Origin of the sequence: Gracilibacillus phocaeensis (assembly GCF_900626275.1) — a bacterium.
In the GTDB taxonomy this organism is placed as follows: domain Bacteria; phylum Bacillota; class Bacilli; order Bacillales; family Amphibacillaceae; genus Gracilibacillus; species Gracilibacillus timonensis.
Genome location: NZ_LR131142.1, coordinates 423,454 through 441,121, shown reverse-complemented (window position 1 = coordinate 441,121; position 17,668 = coordinate 423,454). Strand labels below are relative to the sequence as shown.

11 protein-coding genes are annotated in these 17,668 nt (G+C 40.3%); 4 read left to right on the top strand and 7 right to left on the bottom strand.

All coding sequences use genetic code 11. From position 1 onward, the window contains the following. Positions 1 to 106: 106 nt before the first annotated feature. The 5 genes from E0E32_RS04140 to E0E32_RS04120 all read right to left on the bottom strand — a co-directional run bounded on the left by E0E32_RS04140 (position 107) and on the right by E0E32_RS04120 (position 11,083). Positions 107 to 5,833 carry an immunoglobulin-like domain-containing protein gene (locus tag E0E32_RS04140; RefSeq protein ID WP_130859060.1) on the bottom strand — a complete coding sequence of 1,909 codons (5,727 nt, stop codon included), beginning with the start codon at positions 5,831 to 5,833 and terminating at the stop codon, positions 107 to 109. A 200-nt stretch (positions 5,834 to 6,033) separates the two neighbouring features. After that, on the bottom strand, positions 6,034 to 7,764 hold the full coding sequence (locus E0E32_RS04135; RefSeq protein ID WP_066196084.1) for a sensor histidine kinase: 1,731 nt from the start codon (positions 7,762 to 7,764) through the stop codon (positions 6,034 to 6,036). 84 nt (positions 7,765 to 7,848) lie between these two features. Then, positions 7,849 to 9,177 carry an ABC transporter substrate-binding protein gene (locus tag E0E32_RS04130; RefSeq protein ID WP_066196081.1) on the bottom strand — a complete coding sequence of 443 codons (1,329 nt, stop codon included), beginning with the start codon at positions 9,175 to 9,177 and terminating at the stop codon, positions 7,849 to 7,851. A gap of 131 nt (positions 9,178 to 9,308) precedes the next feature. Beyond that, positions 9,309 to 10,139 carry a carbohydrate ABC transporter permease gene (locus E0E32_RS04125; protein ID WP_130859059.1) on the bottom strand — a complete coding sequence of 277 codons (831 nt, stop codon included), beginning with the start codon at positions 10,137 to 10,139 and terminating at the stop codon, positions 9,309 to 9,311. 14 nt (positions 10,140 to 10,153) lie between these two features. Beyond that, positions 10,154 to 11,083, bottom strand: coding sequence for a carbohydrate ABC transporter permease (locus tag E0E32_RS04120; protein WP_066196075.1), 930 nt, complete (start codon positions 11,081 to 11,083; stop codon positions 10,154 to 10,156). Positions 11,084 to 11,304: 221 nt separating this feature from the next. Between E0E32_RS04120 and E0E32_RS04115 the strand changes: the two genes are divergently transcribed. Next, positions 11,305 to 11,946, top strand: a complete 642-nt coding sequence (locus E0E32_RS04115) for a YesL family protein (RefSeq protein WP_130859058.1) — start codon at positions 11,305 to 11,307, stop codon at positions 11,944 to 11,946. 13 nt (positions 11,947 to 11,959) lie between these two features. Here E0E32_RS04115 and E0E32_RS04110 read toward each other — a convergent pair whose 3' ends face one another. Further along, positions 11,960 to 13,534, bottom strand: a complete 1,575-nt coding sequence (locus tag E0E32_RS04110; RefSeq protein WP_130859057.1) for a response regulator transcription factor — start codon at positions 13,532 to 13,534, stop codon at positions 11,960 to 11,962. Between the two features lie 238 nt (positions 13,535 to 13,772). Then, the gene (locus tag E0E32_RS04105; RefSeq protein WP_130859056.1) at positions 13,773 to 14,888 is read right to left on the bottom strand and encodes an Rpn family recombination-promoting nuclease/putative transposase; all 1,116 of its coding nucleotides are present in this window, start codon (positions 14,886 to 14,888) and stop codon (positions 13,773 to 13,775) included. A gap of 103 nt (positions 14,889 to 14,991) precedes the next feature. Here E0E32_RS04105 and E0E32_RS22025 point away from each other — a divergent pair, with 103 nt between their 5' ends. The 3 genes from E0E32_RS22025 (at position 14,992) to E0E32_RS04095 (ending at position 17,600) form a co-directional block, all read left to right on the top strand. Further along, on the top strand, positions 14,992 to 15,180 hold the full coding sequence (locus tag E0E32_RS22025) for a hypothetical protein (protein WP_165444951.1): 189 nt from the start codon (positions 14,992 to 14,994) through the stop codon (positions 15,178 to 15,180). 631 nt (positions 15,181 to 15,811) lie between these two features. Beyond that, the gene (locus E0E32_RS04100) at positions 15,812 to 16,498 is read left to right on the top strand and encodes a YesL family protein (RefSeq protein ID WP_130859055.1); all 687 of its coding nucleotides are present in this window, start codon (positions 15,812 to 15,814) and stop codon (positions 16,496 to 16,498) included. Between the two features lie 85 nt (positions 16,499 to 16,583). Further along, positions 16,584 to 17,600 (top strand): LacI family DNA-binding transcriptional regulator, encoded by a 1,017-nt coding sequence (locus E0E32_RS04095; protein ID WP_286171707.1) that lies wholly within the window; start codon positions 16,584 to 16,586, stop codon positions 17,598 to 17,600. Positions 17,601 to 17,668: the final 68 nt, after the last annotated feature.

The window sequence follows — 17,668 nt, the reverse complement described above, 5'->3', positions numbered from 1 at the left end:
TCCTTTCTCCTCACTTCACGAGATTCATCCTTGCAGGCTATGAAATATGGCTTCCACCTCTCACGAGCAAAAGGCCTGCACTCTTTCTGCGCAGGCCTTTCTTTTATTATCCTTCTGTTCTTTTTCTAAATTTTTTCATCGCCAACAATACAACACTCACTAACAAGAGCCCCCCACCTGCTGCCAGCCAATTAAACATATTTGTTGCGGTATTTGGCAGCTGTTCTTGTGAAGCTCCCGTCTGTGTTTCGTTTTGGTCTGATTCTCTGACGTCACCTGATTTTTCGTTATCTGTGTTGCTTATCTCTTCTGGATTCGTTTCTTTCGGTTGATCTGCTGAATTTTCGTCAGAATCTACAGGGAGCTCCCCACCTTCATCATCAATCGGTGGTTGATTTTCTTCCTCATTCGATGTCTCTTCTTCATCCGAATCTTCCTCCTGAACCTCGGCTAATACACCATAGATAGAGAAATGACTGACTTCTTGGGAAATCTGTTGGTCGTTTCTCTCGCCACCTAGTTTCTCCCACTCGTTACTCTCTTCATTGAAATGGTAGATAGCCGCTTGCTCTACTCCATCATTCACACCCATCGTTAAGATAAAGTTTCCTTGATAATCTTCCTCACCTTCTGGATAAGTGAAAATAAAATCATAGACTTCACCTGCAAGTTCCAACCCTGCCATCTCTAAATCTTTCACTTTTTTGACTTGTAAGGTTGTCCCTTCTGGTAAATCTTGCGGTAATTGAATGGAAGTGTTAGTACCTTTTATCGCAATCATATCCCCTGGCACCACTGGTTCGGCCTCTTTGTCTAGTTCCACTTCTGGAGATTCTCGCTTAGTAGTGTCTGTCGTGACTTCTACCGGCTCACTGGATGCTTGATTTTCAGAAGGGTCTACTGCTACTAGTTGATAAGAATAAGCAATGCCTGACTCGACTTCTGTATCGATATACGTTGATTCTTCCCCATCCACAACAGCAATCTCTTCGCCATCACGAGATAGAATATATTGTTTAATGCCAGCCAAGTCTTCCGCACTAAAAGTCAGTGTAATCGCATCTTCACTAGCATCTATCACCTCTAGATGAACATTGGCAGGGGCGGTCGTATCTTTGACATGAACCGTACGTGTGACAGAGGTACTATTACCAGAGCTATCTTGTACCGTATAGTTAAGCTGATAGATGCCTGCTTTCATTGGATCTACTGCTCCACTAATCGTAATAGCTTCTGATACATCACCTTCTATTGCGTCTACTGCGGTTGCACCAGCTTCCTGATATTCCTCACCGAGTTCCACTGTGACGGTCTCTTCACCATCTAGCGTTAACTCAGGCGCTTGGGTATCGACCACTTCCACATAACGAGTGACTGTCGTTGTCAAACCTGCACGATTCGTTACTTGATAAACAAGCGCATAACTGCCCGGTGTAGACTCGTCCACCTCGCCCGTTATTTCGATTTGATCCGTAAGGTCACCATCTTCTTCGTCTTCTGCAGTAGCTCCAGGTTCTTCATAGCTTGTGCCAGCTTCTATCGTCAATGGATTATCACCTTGCAAGATAATCGATGGTTGTGTTGCTTCATATACCACCACTTCACGAGTAACAGAAGTTTGATTACCAGCTGTGTCTTTGGCCGTATAAACTAATTCCTGCTGGTCAATTTCCTCTGTATCGATAGCACCTTCTACCGTGACTTCTGGCTCTTTTGTAAAATTATCTGTCGCCTCATATCCCGGATCTTCGAAGTCTGTACCTTGCAGAACATATAATGGATTATCTCCATGCAAACTCAATTCTGGCTTCGTCCGGTCTATCTTCACGACTGCCTCTGCCACTTCACTTACATTTCCTGCTTGGTCAACGGCCCGTGCATAAACAGTGGTTTCTCCTTCCTCTGTTATAGCAATCGGCTCCGCATAACTTAACCATTCACCTTCTGTATCACTTAATTGATATTCTACCACACTTTTATCTGACTCCCCTGTGATGGAAACAGAAACACTAGCTGCATTGCTCCAATCACTTGTTTCTGGTTCAATCATTGGTGCAGATGGAGCGGTACGCTTAATTTGAGCCGTTGCCTCTGTCACCCCACTCTGATTTCCGGCATTATCTATTGTACGTGCCTCGATCACCGTCTCTCCTTCTGTTGTAATCGCAAAAGCATCTTCATATGGCTGCCATTCACCTTCTTTACCCATCCGATATTCGGTATAGGCAACACCACTTAGTGGGTCATCCGCACTCTCTATATTCACTTCCACACGATCCGAAGATGTCCAGCCATCTTCTGACAATTCGACAACCGGATTTTCAGGCATCGTGCGATCTAACTTCACAACCGCTTCTGCCACATCACTTGTATTACCCGAAGCATCAACAGCACGTGCATAAACAGTGGTTTCGCCTTCTTCCGTAATCTGCAGATCGCCATCATATGATAGCCACTCGCCTTCGGTACCATTCAATTGGTACTCAGCTGTGACATCATCTCCTGTTACCTCTATAGAAACACCGACAGATTCGGCATTGCTCCAAGCCTCGTTATCTACAGTCACCTCGGGTTCGCTTAATTCGATCTCTTCTACAGTATGTTGCAAGGCACCTATTGTCGGATTGTCTGAATCAATAGGGTTACCCAGCATATCCTCTGACCCCATGCCATCAATAGCCGTTCCTGCACCAATGGCTGGTGAATCATCCTGTAATTGAAATGCTGCGATGTTTTGATTCCATATCTCTTCATCCCAAGTATCCACCTCTGTATAATCCGGTCCATTGCTCACAAATTTCGGATCTTCATGAATCAGCCCTGAATATGGATTCGGGCTTCCATTCAGTTCTAACAACTCGGCTGGATAGATCAGGTTATGCGACATATTCGGTGCCTCAAACGATCCTGGCTGCTGTGAGTATGCTTCGATCTCTCCCTCAACAAAAAGGATATTGTTCTTAAAAAACATGTAATCGATCGGATTATCTTTGACAACATACTCGGTGGCCACTTCTTCTCCGACATAAATGGTATTATTATAAATCTGCGTACGGTTATTCATCACATAAAATAGTTCCGTGCCTTGACCGTCATTATAGCTGATATTATGACGGAAAACATTATTTTGGCCAGCACTGCTCATCGTTAATAGCAAGCCGCCTCGGTTGTTGCGGGTATAATTATACTGGAAGACACTATCTGTCGTTCCAATATCAAAATCAAAGGCTTCACCATCATTATAACCGTACACACCATCCGTTACTTCGTTATACTGGATGACCGCATCATGTGATTGGTATAACCAAACACCGGCATAGTTGCGATTATTGTTATTACTGCTGTGGCGACGCACAATGTTCTTTTCGACCAAGCCACCTGAACCTACCTCGGCCATTACAATGGCATCACCAAACGTATCCTTAATCACGTTCTTGCGAATAACCACATCACTGCTGTGAATCGAACCTGTATCACTGCCATTGCGACGTGTTTTGGTTCTAACACCTTCAATCGCTACATCATGAATGTGCGAATTCTCTACTGAAATATTATGAAAACTTGATTCGATATCGGTCACATTTCCCTGCTCATCACGGGTATCTGAAGAAAAGATAATCCCACCAGAAAGCTTCTCCGCATCGACGCCAGAATTGACATCATGAACATGGACATTGTCGATATGAACATTCTCTACATCCCCTTGACCACCTGCGATTACGATAATACCAGCTCGTGCTGCTTCCGCTATTTCTTCCCCATTATTGGTTACTTCGATATTCTGAATACGCCAATGGGACAGGTCATATAGATGAATCGCTCCTTCTGAGTAAATACTTCCTGTATCTGCATTAGAGATACCATTTCCTTCGATTTTCGGCATGGCCTCTCCTTCTCCATAGGCGTCGATTGTAATTGGCTGATCTGCCGTGCCGGAGCCATAGGGTCGGAACTGCCCTTGCCAACTACCACCACGTTTGAATAAAATACTCGAGCCTGGCTGAAATTGAACATGATTTAATCTTTCAAGGGATTGCCATGGAGTATCTTCTGTCAATCCATCATTTGCATCATCCCCCGCTTCACTATCGATATAGTAAACCGTCGATTCTCCCTGTTCTAATCTAGTAACCTTCAAGGTCTTTTCCGTTTGATTCCCCTCTTGATCAGTTGCTGTTATCTCAATCAAATTCTCCCCTAATTGCAAAGGAAGATCATAGAGATGATCCGCTTTCTCTGCAACTGCTTCTCCATTAACCAACACTTCCGTTTGAATGTCAATCGACTCATTTACACTCGTCGTCTCGATTTTGACATCGGTGAGCGTATCGGCTGTATAGGTCTTTCCATCTTCTATACCTTCTATGTTCACCTCTGGAGCTGGCAGACCTTCCACCAATTGAATCCGGGCTGCCTTGTCCTGATCCTGCTCTTTACTATTGATGAAAACCCCTTTTTGATCGTGACCGTTATCAATCGCTAACACCACATGTAAGGTCCCTACCCCCTCTGTTTGCTGCAACTCTTCATTGATAAAAGCAGAGATATCCAATTCACCATATGTGTTATTCTCCGTTCGTTCATAAGAGGCTTCTGCTACCAATTGCCCTCGCTCAGGCGCATTATTCCATGTTACGTTTTCTTCCTCAAAGCCCTCCACTTGATAAATCGAGACAAGCTCTGAGGTACGATCATTTCCCATCAATTCATTGATATAAAATTGAATTGTGGCTTCTTTGACATAAGGCGCGTCATAATCCGACAAGTCAAACGATAAATAGGTTTCCCGTTGATTACTGTCGTCACTTGCCGCCTTTTTCAAATCTAGATTACCACCATTATGGTTTTGATCCGGACTACGGTAATCAGTATACGTATCTGCTATAACAGGAAACGCCGTCACTGCTTCCCATACCGCTTCCACTGTCTGCGTAACAGACGTGTTACCTGCCGCATCTTCTGCATAAACCTCGATCGTGTTCTTCCCTTCCTTTAATTGGATCACGTTGACTCCCTGCTGTGCACCTTCCACTTTGTCACCATTTACGGTCAGATGAATGGTCGGCTCTTCATCGTGATTATCTGTCGCCTGTATATTCACATCTACTTCCGAATCCGTTACAGTAGCGCCATCTTCCACACCAGTTACCTGCACACGAGGAGGCAAGGTATCTTGATATTCATCCTGGAAAATATGCAAATATGGCGTGTAAACTCCATTATCTTGATAGGCCGAATAGAAACGGATTCCGCCTTGATCATTCTCCTCTTCCACGCGAAGCACAATGCCAAAATCTTTATCTGGATTGGCCTGTAAATGTTCCTTGATAGCCGTCACATCTATCTCTACCCATGTATCAGCATCCTCTTCCGTAAAAGTCTGTTCTCCGATCATCTCGGCATTGTTTAACAAATCATCGGTATTATTCCATGTCCAATTCTCTTCACTTAAATCCGCTTTATCTGTTAGTAAGACTTGGACGGTATCTTCTTTACCATCCCCTGTATGTTCATGTAAATATAAAGACAACATCACAGCAGCTGTCTCTTCCCAATTGGTATCGCTAGGGATATCGAATTCTAAGTGACTACGTCTGCTATAACTTTCATTTCCCGCCGTCTTCGCCTCTAATATCTCTCTAGGAATCGAATTAGAGCCTGTTTCAGCTGATTGATCGGCATAGCTGCCACCTCTCACGGTAGCTCCATATAGGGCCTCGGCCTTGATCACGGTATCATCTGCGGGCGCTGCTGCTACTTCTTGATAGCCGATCGCAAACAAAAACAGTATACATATCATACTCAAAACCAGTAATTGCTTTCCTCTTTTCACAGTAAAAAATCCCCTTTCTTATGACTTCACAATCTAATTCCCTTAAAATTGAAACCGCATACATACAAATATATCCCCCTTCCTTACAGCGGCTTTTGATTAACGCTTCGATTATAACACCGCTGCAAAGAAAATAAGGGAAATCAGTCGCTCTTAGTCAAAACCCTACATAACTCGGTCAAAAACACACACGCATTAGCCTATCTTTCCTCGATCAAAGGATCTACCTTACTGGAAATAGCAAACATAACTGTTGTGCCACCCCACTCATTAGGAAGGATATCGATATCTGTCTGCTTATACGTTAATTTCAAACGTTGATAAATATTCCTCATCCCAATATGGTCAGATGTATAGTCCTCTGTTTGAATATGCTGTAATATCTGGTGACGGCTTGCCTGATCCATCCCTACACCATTGTCACTTACCTCGATCACGACATCGTTTAACTGTTTCGTCACCTGAACTTCGATCACTGGTGCCTCCGGCATGTCAAAGAATCCATGAATAATCGCATTTTCAATAATTGGCTGCAACAGCAATCTCGGCACCTTAAAAGACTCCAACTCCTCACTAATCGTTGTTCGTAATTCAATCGGTAAGTCACTGCGCAATTTCATAATTTCGATATAATCATATAATAGATTGCATTCTTCCCTGATCGTCGTTAGCTCTTCCGCACGCATATTCGCGCGCAACAACCGGGTTAAGGACTCAATTTTTTTACTATGGACCGCATCATCCTCTAACAACAAACTGCACTTAATCGAATTTAATGTGTTGATCAGAAAGTGTGGTCGAATTTGGGCAAATAAGGCACGCAATTCCAACTGTCGCTTCTCCGCTTCTTCCTGTTTCACCTTCTCTAGCAGGTGATTAATTTGATCTAACATATTATTAAAGGCGCCCCCTAATAAACCAATCTCATCCTTCGTCTCCACCGGATAACGAACTTGTAAATCACCCTCACCAAACGCTTCTACCGTATTTTTCAACCTATGCATCGGACGATAAATATTTCCCGCGATAAAGAAAGACATTCCTAAGAACAACAATATACAAACCGCAATGATAACCGCGTAAAAAGAGAAAGTCGAGGTGATCTCGTTCATGATATCGCCCGATGGCACATAATAGACCAGTTCCCAATCCGTTGATGGTATAGCCGCCTTGGTAATGAGCAGGTCATCCTCTGCTTCCAATGCCTGATAACCCGCGGAACGAACCAACGACTGCCCCTCCTGATCCAACAGTTGAAAAGCACCGCTCTCCACATCACGAAATAACTGAGCAAAATAATCCGCCGAGATTCCCAAATAGAGAATGCCCATGACTTCATTAGCTACAAAATCCTTGTAAGCCCTTACTGCATAAAGCCTAGGAGACGTCTCGCCAACCCCTGCCAGATTCAGGTCTTCTGCCGGCAAAAAATAGGTTTGATTCGGATTAATCTCCGCCATCTCCTCTTGAGTCAACCGTGGATCGAGCCTGTTATGTAATTCCTCATGCGTCAGTCCATTGTTATTTCCCATCATCAGCAGTTGCTCTTTGTTCATATAAAAGGTTTCTGGATTCAAACTGGAAACACTGGAAAAGGCGATGCTTAAATAGTCCGAAATCTCTTGGTAATTCTGATAGATCTCATAAGAAGAAATCGTCTCACTGTCCGCAATATTCTTCATATGATCTAATATATTCGTTTGCGGCTTGCCATACAAATTGGTCGTATCAATCACTTCATCCACCATATCATTAATATCGGAGGCCATCATATTGACGACATTTTTGTGTGTATTTTCTACCTTTTCAATCACCAAGTCCTCAATCAGAAAAAATGACAGGACCGAGGCAATGATTAAAGGGATAATAATAAATATAATCATCGTCGATTGAATTTTTTTATAAAAAGAGGAATGCAATAATGTCTTCATGATGTATCATCTCCCCAGCCATATTTCATCCCACCATTATAACAGATAGAGGCAGCCCGTGAGGCTACCTCCATCCCTTTTCATTTATTGATTTCGTTCAATAATCTGATTGGCTTGATCGACCATTTCTTCTTGTGCTTCACTAGCACTGATTCCATCCAGGATATATCGGCTAAAGCCATCCTCTAACACGCTCTTGAGTTCATTAGAATAGGCAGTAGAGTAGGCCGGATCATATGGTATAATGACATTATCATCATAAACCGTTGTTTGTAATGTCTCTTGATCAATCAAGTCGGATTGATCTTCTACCATCGTTTCCAATACTTGATCCTGATCGACGTTTCTGGAACCAGGGAAGTCCGAAATAACTTCTACTTGTTCCGCCATATACTTAGCGAACTTATATGATTCTTCTTTATGTTCCGAAGATTCACCAATACCTAGATAGTGGCCGCCCATATAAGTCGAACCAACTTCTACATCCTCAGAAGATCTAGGAAGTGGCGCAAATACGGTTTGGAAATCGTGTGGATAGTTTTCCTTGTCTTTAATCATATCAATAATGAAGGAGCCAATCGGCAGCATGGCCGCGTCACCATTAAAGAATTCACTAGCATAATGGGTCTCTGACGCCACTACATCCTGAAACTTACGCACAGATCCCTCTTCTTCCATTTCACGACGTAATTCAAAGAAATCAGCAAACGTTGCATCATCAAAGACCGGTTCTTCATTTTCCGTCAAATAAGGGTGTGGTAATTCCGAATATGCCGGAAAACCTGCGAATTCACCCCATGTATGGAAGTAAGCACCATACTGATCTTCATTCGTTAATTCAGCTGCATACGTTTGGAAATCATCCCAAGTCCAGCCCCACTCCGGCATATCTAAGCCAGCTGCATCTAAAGCGTCTTTATTAATGGCCACAAACCAAGGCTGGGATAAATCCTGAATACCAAATGTTTCACCCTCATACTGTGGTGCGACATAGTATTCTTCCGTCGGATCAATCGAATCCGCTTCCATAAACTCATCTAACGGTGCCAATACCCCGCGAGAGGCACGCTCCAACAGAAAGTCCACATGAGAGAAAGCCACGACATCGATCGCCTCACCAGTCCCCACTTTAATATCTAATTGTTGATAAAACTCTAAAGAATCATTACTCGTTACAAGTGGTTCATAGTTTACCTCAATGTCTGGATTTTCTGCCTCAAAATTTTCAATAATCTGCTCGACTATATTTTCTTTCTCGCCTGTTTCCCAAGAATAGTAGTTGATCGAAACCTTGCCATCGTCTCCCTCGTCGGCATCGCCACCACTTGTACTATCATCATTTCCGCCACAAGCCACTAACACGAATAAGAAACTGGCTAATAGTAGGCTAAATATACCTTTTTTCCAACTCATATGAAACCCCTCCAATTTTTTATTTATCCTGGTGCCACCAGACAGCAGCACCTCGATATGTCTTGTTTATTATAAAAAAGTACGTATAAGAAAACTGTGTCTTATTTTGGGCATTGTGTGAACAATTTACACTACCCCTTCACGCCGCCAATCGTAATACCATCGATAACATGACGCTGCAAAATAAGAAAAACAATAATTAATGGTAAAATAGCTGATACAGCCGCCATCATCGTAGTCGCATAACTCGTACCAAACTCACTGGAGAGTAGTTGCATCCCCAAGGTAATCGTGTATAAATGATCACTAGACAAGAAAATCAACGGATTCTGATAGTCATTCCATGTCCAGATAAACTTCAGGATACCAGCCGTTGCGATAATCGGTTTAACCATTGGCAACATGATCTTCCAATAAATACGAAAGAATCCGGCACCATCCATTTTAGCAGCTTCAATGTATTCATCACTAATCCCCGCCATAAATTGCCGCATCAGAAACGTCAATGGAATCGAGAAGGCCATCATCATGATCAATGCCGTATGGGTATCATAAAGCCCCAGCCAATTCATTAGGATAAAACGAGGCACCAATGTTGATTCCGTCGGCACTAGGAAAAAGGCCAGCAACACAATAAACAAGGCATTTCTAAACGGAAAATGTAATTTAGAAAAAGAGTACGCCGCCATCGAACTAATGATAATCGTTAACAAGGTTGTAATCACGGCAATCTTGATTGAATTCCAATAGAATAAATCAAACGGAATATCTTCTAGCCATACGGCAGAAAAGTTATTAAAAAAATTCCATTCACGCGGAATCCATTCAATCGGATAGGTCATCACATCTTGTTCTACCTTTGCAGAAGAGGAAAGCATCCATAACAAAGGAGAGATAAACAAGAAGGCAAACATCCCCATCACAATGGTTCCTATTACTTTTGACATTTTTAATCGCTTCATCATTCACCCTCCTTCTAGACTTGCTGCTTCTGCGATTTAGCAGTCACAATGGTAATCGCCGCTATGATCAGGAATAATACCCAAGATAAGGCGGAAGCATAACCCATTCTGAAATTTTGGAAACCTTCTTCATAGATATAATACACTAACACGTTTGTTGCGTTGTTCGGTCCACCTTGCGTCAAGAAGGCAATCACATCAAACACCTTAAACGAGTTAACAATTGACGTAATCAATAAGAAAAAGGTCGTTGGCGCCAGTTGAGGAATGGTAATATACCAAAACTGTTTCAGTTTACCTGCCCCATCAATCTGCGCCGATTCATATAATTCTTTAGAAATACCCGTAATACCAGCAATGTAGATCACCACATTGTAACCCACCACCTGCCAGACCGAGATAATAATAATTCCCCATAACGCCGTATCCGTACTACCGAACCAGCCCGGAGGATTCTCCACCCCAATGGAGGTCAAGAAGTTGTTCACCACTCCTAAAGAAGGATGAAATAACACAGAGAACACAGAAGCAATCGCCACCATCGTCGAAATATAAGGGATAAAAAAGGCAATCTTAAAGAAATCCCTAAAATAGACGACAGAAGAAATGGCAATCGCAATCAACAATGCCAAAAAGATACTGGCTGGCACATAAACTGCAGAAAAGATCAGGTTATTCTTTAAGGTTAAGAAGAACTGCGGATCTTCAAAGAGGAAACGATAATTTTCCAATCCGATTAAGTGGATCGAACCTAAACCACTTACTAAATCCCAATCGGTAAAACTTAAGTATAATGAAAAGAATAAAGGAAAAATCCCTAAAATAAAAACCCCAATAAATTCAGGAACTAAAAACAAATAACCACTTACCGATTCTTTGAGCTTATTATTCCAAAGGCTAGTCCCTTTTCGTCCACGATTATGCACTGCCGCTTTTTCACTCAAGCTCTATCACCTCACATTTGTTTTGATATATTCTAATGTAATCGATATAAACCCAGATACCCATTAAGAATTTATACATCTGCGTGCACTATTTTGACTTGATGTATTCGCTCTCTGATATAACTCTTCGGATGGTCAGAATCCAACACACCTTGGTCAAAATCACACACAAAGAAAGTAGGATGATTGATTTATACTGAAGAAAAAGGGGGAATGGCACGATGGTAGCAAGTGGACCATTTAAACTAATATATGTATGCTGTGAATGGGTGATGCGGCTCGTGTATATCAATGTGCTTTGGGTACTATTTACTTTGGTAGGCGGCATTATCCTCGGTATCTACCCAGCTACCGCCGCCACCTTCACCGTTGTAAAACAATGGTTACGAGAAGAAGATGTATCCATTTTTCGCACGTTTTTTCAGTCTTATAAGTCACAATTTCTCCGTGCCAATCTAGCTGGTTTGATATTAACGGTGACAGGCGCCTTAATCGTTATTAATTTTCAGCTGGTGCATCTCGAGAATCAAACGGCTCACTTCCTATTTTTGATGATAATGTTTGTGATTGCATGCTTCTTTGTTGTCACCTTGATCTACATCTTTCCATTGATGGCTGATTATTCGTTAAGCCTTAAAGATTATTTTACGCAAGCGATTCTGATCGGGATTGCTACCCCTTTCCGCACGCTGATGATCGTCGCCTTTCTATTCGGCACAACCTATATATTCCTATTGCTGTCTACCTTGCTCGTCCTGTTTGGTGTCAGCTCGGTCTGTCTGACGATTGCTTACTTTACGAGTCGATCCGTTCGAAAAATTGAGGGGAAGGCTGCTAAATATCGAAAAGCGCAATGTGTGTGACATTGCGCTTTTCTTATACGAATACTTCCTTCGCCTTAAACTCACCAGGACTGTATCCGGTATGCTTTTTGAATATCTTAGAGAAATACGTTCGATCGGAAAATCCTAACTCACTTGCCACCGCCTCAATTGTCTTGCCTTCCAACAGCATATTTTTGGCGATACCGATCTTATACTTTTGAATATACTCCGTAAAGTTTTCACCGGCTAATTTTTTAAAATAACGAGAAAAATAGCTAGGATTCAAATAAAGATAGCCGGCCATATCCGCTGAAGTGATATTACTTGATAAGTGCTGTGTGATATAGCGGTCAATCTCTTGCAACTGTAACTGACCAGTAGAAACCTGCCGTTTATTCTGTTCATAATAGACAGCACTTGCTTCCAAAAGATTCAGCACATCCTTGATCCGCAAAGCAGTAGTGATATAAAACTTAAAATCCGCTAACTTTCCTGCTTTGTGCTGATTTACTTCCATACTGGCCAGACAATGTTCACCCAACTCTTTGACCAAGCTCGGATCTACCTTATGTTCCGTCGATAGATGATCTAATTCTCCCAATAGTTGTTGGAATTTTGATATATCCAACATTTGAAGCGCTTGCAACATCTGCATTTCAAGCGACTTCAACAATCGCCGTGAATCCACACTCCACTCCTCTGTCATCAGTGCCTCCATCTTATCGTTTGTATAAAAAGAATAATTATCATCATTTCGTAAAGCTAAGGCACCCTTCCTGATTTCTTCCTTATTCAGGCGTTTCGGATGATAGATGGCAAATACAGATATTCTCAAAATTTCTTTCACCTTTTCAGCTAAAGTCATCACATAATCCTGCAGTTGCTGCAGATGATTGGATGATAAAGAGTAGCGAAAGTTCAAAAACAAGTAGATATTTCGATCATTATCCATTAGTGGCGTTACACCTTGAAAATCCTTCGCTATCTCCTCGGCAATATTATACATGCCGTACTTAATAAGCGGGATATCCTGTTTGTCATAATACGCAGCAATCTCAGCATAATGAAGCAATACCCTGCCGATATAAAAATGTGGGAACTCCCACTTAATCCCTAGCTTTAATCCATCTTGAATGGTCTGTTCGATAGGATTACTATCCAGCAACTGTTCCAAGAAATTCTGACGCAGCACATATTTATGCTTATGCAAGGTTTCTTTAAAGGATATCAAGTCATGTTGCGATTGTGACTGCTGGATATGCTGCTGTGATTTCTTAATGCTAGCCGTCAGCTGCGCCTTATCCAACTCATCTTTCAATAAATAATCATCTACGTTTAATTCCATCGCTTTTCTAGCATAATCAAAGCTCTCATGGCAGGTTAAGAAGATAATGCGCACATCCGGTTTTATTTTTTTCAACTTTTCAGACAGCGCCAGCCCATCCACTTGAGGCAGACCAATATCAGACAAAACAATATCCGGCAATGTCTGCTTAAATCGATCAAACGCTTTCACAGAAGAGTACTCAGAAGCACACACCTCTACCTCGATATCCGTTTCCTTAATTAATTTCTCTAAATACCGAAGCATAGGCACATCATCATCGATTAACATGATTCGATACAAGCTACCCCCTCCTTTTGGCTTAGCAATTATCCTATTTATATAGATCTATGCCTATTGTAAACCTTTTGAGCGGGAAAATTAAGTGATCTTTTTTACCTTTTGTGTATTATTTTTACCTTGAAGGGATATGGGAAGATTGATGTTTTCAACATGAAGATTATTCCGCTACCATCATTGCTGCCAAATCAATCTCAAAAAAAGAGAACGAAACAAGCGATCCACTTGTTTCGTTCGTATATTAATGTTCCAATGATCTCCGAAGCTTCGTTACTTCACCCAGTTCAAGACTCGTTAATTGCACTATCTCTTCATCCGAATAATCCCTAGCTAAAAGCTTCTTAGCAAAATTCCGTCCTGCTTCTTCTATGCCTTTTTCTCTTCCCTTACTCATACCTTGCTCGATACCTTGTTCGATACCTTGTTTCATGCCACGCTCCATACCTTTTTCTGTTGCTTCTTTCTCAATGTCGCTAATCAGTCTGCCAAATGTCGGGGTATTTCTGAGATCTTCCATTCCCATGATTCTTTTCTCCTCCTTCTTATTTTGTGTGAGTGTGATGGACAACGACTCGTAAAATTGTTTCTGTAATGCTGCTGGGAGTTTCATGATATAATCGATAAAATACAATAATGCGGAAAGATACTTGGGACGGTGTGCGTATTTGTCAAATACCAGATTGGTCAGCTTCTGTTTATAACGTAACCTGGCTTCCTCTCTTTCCTTCTGTTTCTGCCTCTCGCTCTTCTTTTTCTTATCTGTCACGGTGATTTTTTCACTTGCGTAGATGCCTGCAAGCACCACTAAAGCAAAGGGGTTTGACGATTTTTTTAGTTCTTCCACATTTTGTTCATGAAATCGATAGGTGTTGTATTCATAAGTTAAGGTGGTACCATAAAAAGAATACTTAAATCGATCTCTGTGGTCTTCTCTGCTCGCATCCGTTAATAAAGCAATAGAGTATATATCGTGTTGATTGTTTTCGTAAATGCGGTAAAAATATTCAAACATGCGATCCGTAAATTCTTTATCCCCAACGGCCTGCACTTCAATATGGACATGGACATATTGATTTTTCCCGTTCTTTAATTTCACTTTGGCTAACTTATCAGTATATCTTTTCCCCATTGCGGTATCCAAAATGAAGGGAAGAAGTTCCGTGCCTGCAAAGTCGATCCCTGCTTCAAAATCAATTTCCGGGTATAAATCAGGTGCGAAAAAGTCCATGAATTCTTGAAAGAGTTCTTCAATTATCTTTTTCCATAAGCCATCATAATCCGGATGCGTCGTGCGATATTGATTGGTATCTTCTTTTACTGCGGTTAACATTAGTATACCATATCCTTCCTTCATCATAAATTTGTTACCATCATGACTTCCGATTACTTAACGGCAAATTATTAGAATACTACGGATTTACAGATGAATTAAAAAACAACTTTGTCATTTCCCCACCGTTTTGGATTTAGAAGAAGTGAAAGGTGCAGATGTTGAAAAATTCCTTCCGGTTGTACTAGGTGATATGGAATACGATAAGAACGTCATAATTGAACAACTTCATGTATTTACATTTAATCAGATCATTGGTTATGTAGAGACATCTGTCAAGTTGGGATTACACAAAATGAAAGCGATGCTTATAAAATAGTGTTAAGCTAATCGGCGGCCATGGGTTTTACAGTGGCAAAGCGCGAGAAGAAATGACTCATTATGAACTCCTATGAAGACAGGAAAGAACAGAGCTAGAAGACGACACCCTTCGAATCATATTATTCCCTAAGAAGCCATCGAAAGCTACTTTACCACGGTGAAAAATAAATATAATATAGTGACAATAATAGACATAAAGGACTATAGTAAAGATATGTTTCAAAAGATCCATTTTTAGAGCAGACTTGTCAAAATCTAACGTATTTAGATGAAAAATACGTTAGGGTTTTTGTTATATACTTTCTAAAAAACCTTCAATCTTATGTAATACATAAGATCCATCATGCTTTTTGTTAAAGCATAAAAATTTATTATTTTAATTTGATTTTATTTGAATCTCATGTTAAAGTTTCAATTTATAAACAGTCGCCACAATGTCTCCAATCATATTAGATAGGATCTCATTTCCAAAAGTAATTTCAATGAAACACGATTCATGTGGATGATCATGCAAAATACTAGCGTGATATTCTCAGCAATATAGAGAGTTTAAAGCTGATTTATGACAAAATATTGACTGGAATAATAGAAATTCACGCGAACAAATAAAGAAAGAAGGAGATTGGTATATGGGAACAAGCAGCTTTATGAGAGGAATTTTTAATCTTTCTGTATGGATTACTAAATTTGTCGTAACAAACATACTATGGTTATTGTTTAGTTTACCAGTAGTATACTTATCGCTAAATGTTTTAGCCGTTGAAACAACGGACCAACTGATGGTTAATGTTATCACTATTGCTCTTTTGGCCCCTTTTACATTATTTCCAGCATCAACGGCATTGTTTGGGGTTGTTAGGCAATGGATTATTGGTAACTCTGAAATCCCAATGTTACGTTCCTTTTGGAAATATTACAAAGAAAACTACCTAAGAAGCTTAGTTGGCGGTTTGATCATTGTTCCTCTTGTATCCATTTTGATTATAGATTATTTTTACTTTATAAATGCTAACTCACCATTATTGTATGCATTTCTATTTATTGGAATGTTTCTATTTGTTTTCATTATGCACTATTTCTCAAATACTGTTCATTTTGATTTAAAATTCTTTACTTCATTAAAAAATTCATTTTTACTTTCCATTGGCAATCCCGTTTATACAATTGGCATTGCTGCAAGTAGTGTAGTTATTATATATATAAGCTTTCAAGTCTATATTGTTCTTATCTTTTTGGGCACCGGTACGCTTATCGCATTTTGTTCTTTTTATTTGTATTACAAAAGTCAAACAAAAATAACCGAGCAAGAAACATAAATGGCCTTCTCAAATTATGTATTGACATCTAATAAGAATGATGGTAAATTTTAAACATTAATAAAAACGTTTTTATTTTAAGTGGGTGATCATCATTAAGAAGGTAACAATAAAGGATGTCGCTAGAAAAGCTAATGTTTCCATCTCTACCGTATCTAATGCATTAAATGGTGTAGACGTCCTAAAACCCAATACCAAACAGCACATATTAAAAGTTGCCGAAGAATTAAATTATATCCCGAACTTTCATGGCAAATATTTAAAGTCTAACGCAACAAAAATATTAGGGTTATTTATCCGAAGTACAAAAGGCCCCTACTACGGAATGCTTATTGATGCAATTGCTAATGAATGTGAAAAAAATGGGTATGATTTAAATGTTTTTATTACAAAAAATGAAAAGGCAACCATTAACAGTGTTTTAGGTAGAAGTTTCGATGGTGCCATTATTTTTAACGAATGGCTTTCTGCTGAAAGTCTACAGTTACTAGAAAAATCAAATATTCCGATTATTTTTTTGGATAGGGAAAAAACGGGCAAACATATATCAAGTGTTATCTTTGCCTCATACGAAGGCGGACAAATGGTAACACAATACTTAGCTGATCAAGGTCATAAAAAAATCGGATTTATTCATGGCGTGATAGAACTATATGATGATAAAGAGCGATTTAGAGGATATAGAGATGCATTAAATGAAAAAAGCCTTGTATATGATGAGAACATTTCTCTCTTTGGAGATTTTGAGGAAGATACAGCTTATCATGCGGTTAGAAAATTCATTCATAGTGGTTATGAGCTACCTGATGCATTTATAGCGGCAAATGACCTGAGTGCAATAGGATGTATTAAGGCCTTTGCTGCAGAAGGTTACTCAATACCAGATGATATCTCCGTAATCGGTTTTGATGATATTGAGATCAGCTCCTATTTCCAGCCTAAAATTACAACCGTTAGAAACCCTATTATAAAACAAGGTGTATTAGCAGTAGATCGATTGTTAGACATTATCTTCAACAATGAAGGTGGTAACTTAGATAAGCTCAAAGGTGAAATGATCATCAGAGACTCATGTATAGCTAATAATAAGAAAAACAGGTGAATTAATGCAAAGCAATGCGCACAATAAACACCTTTAGCGACCATTTTAAGAAAGTTAAGAGCTCTATA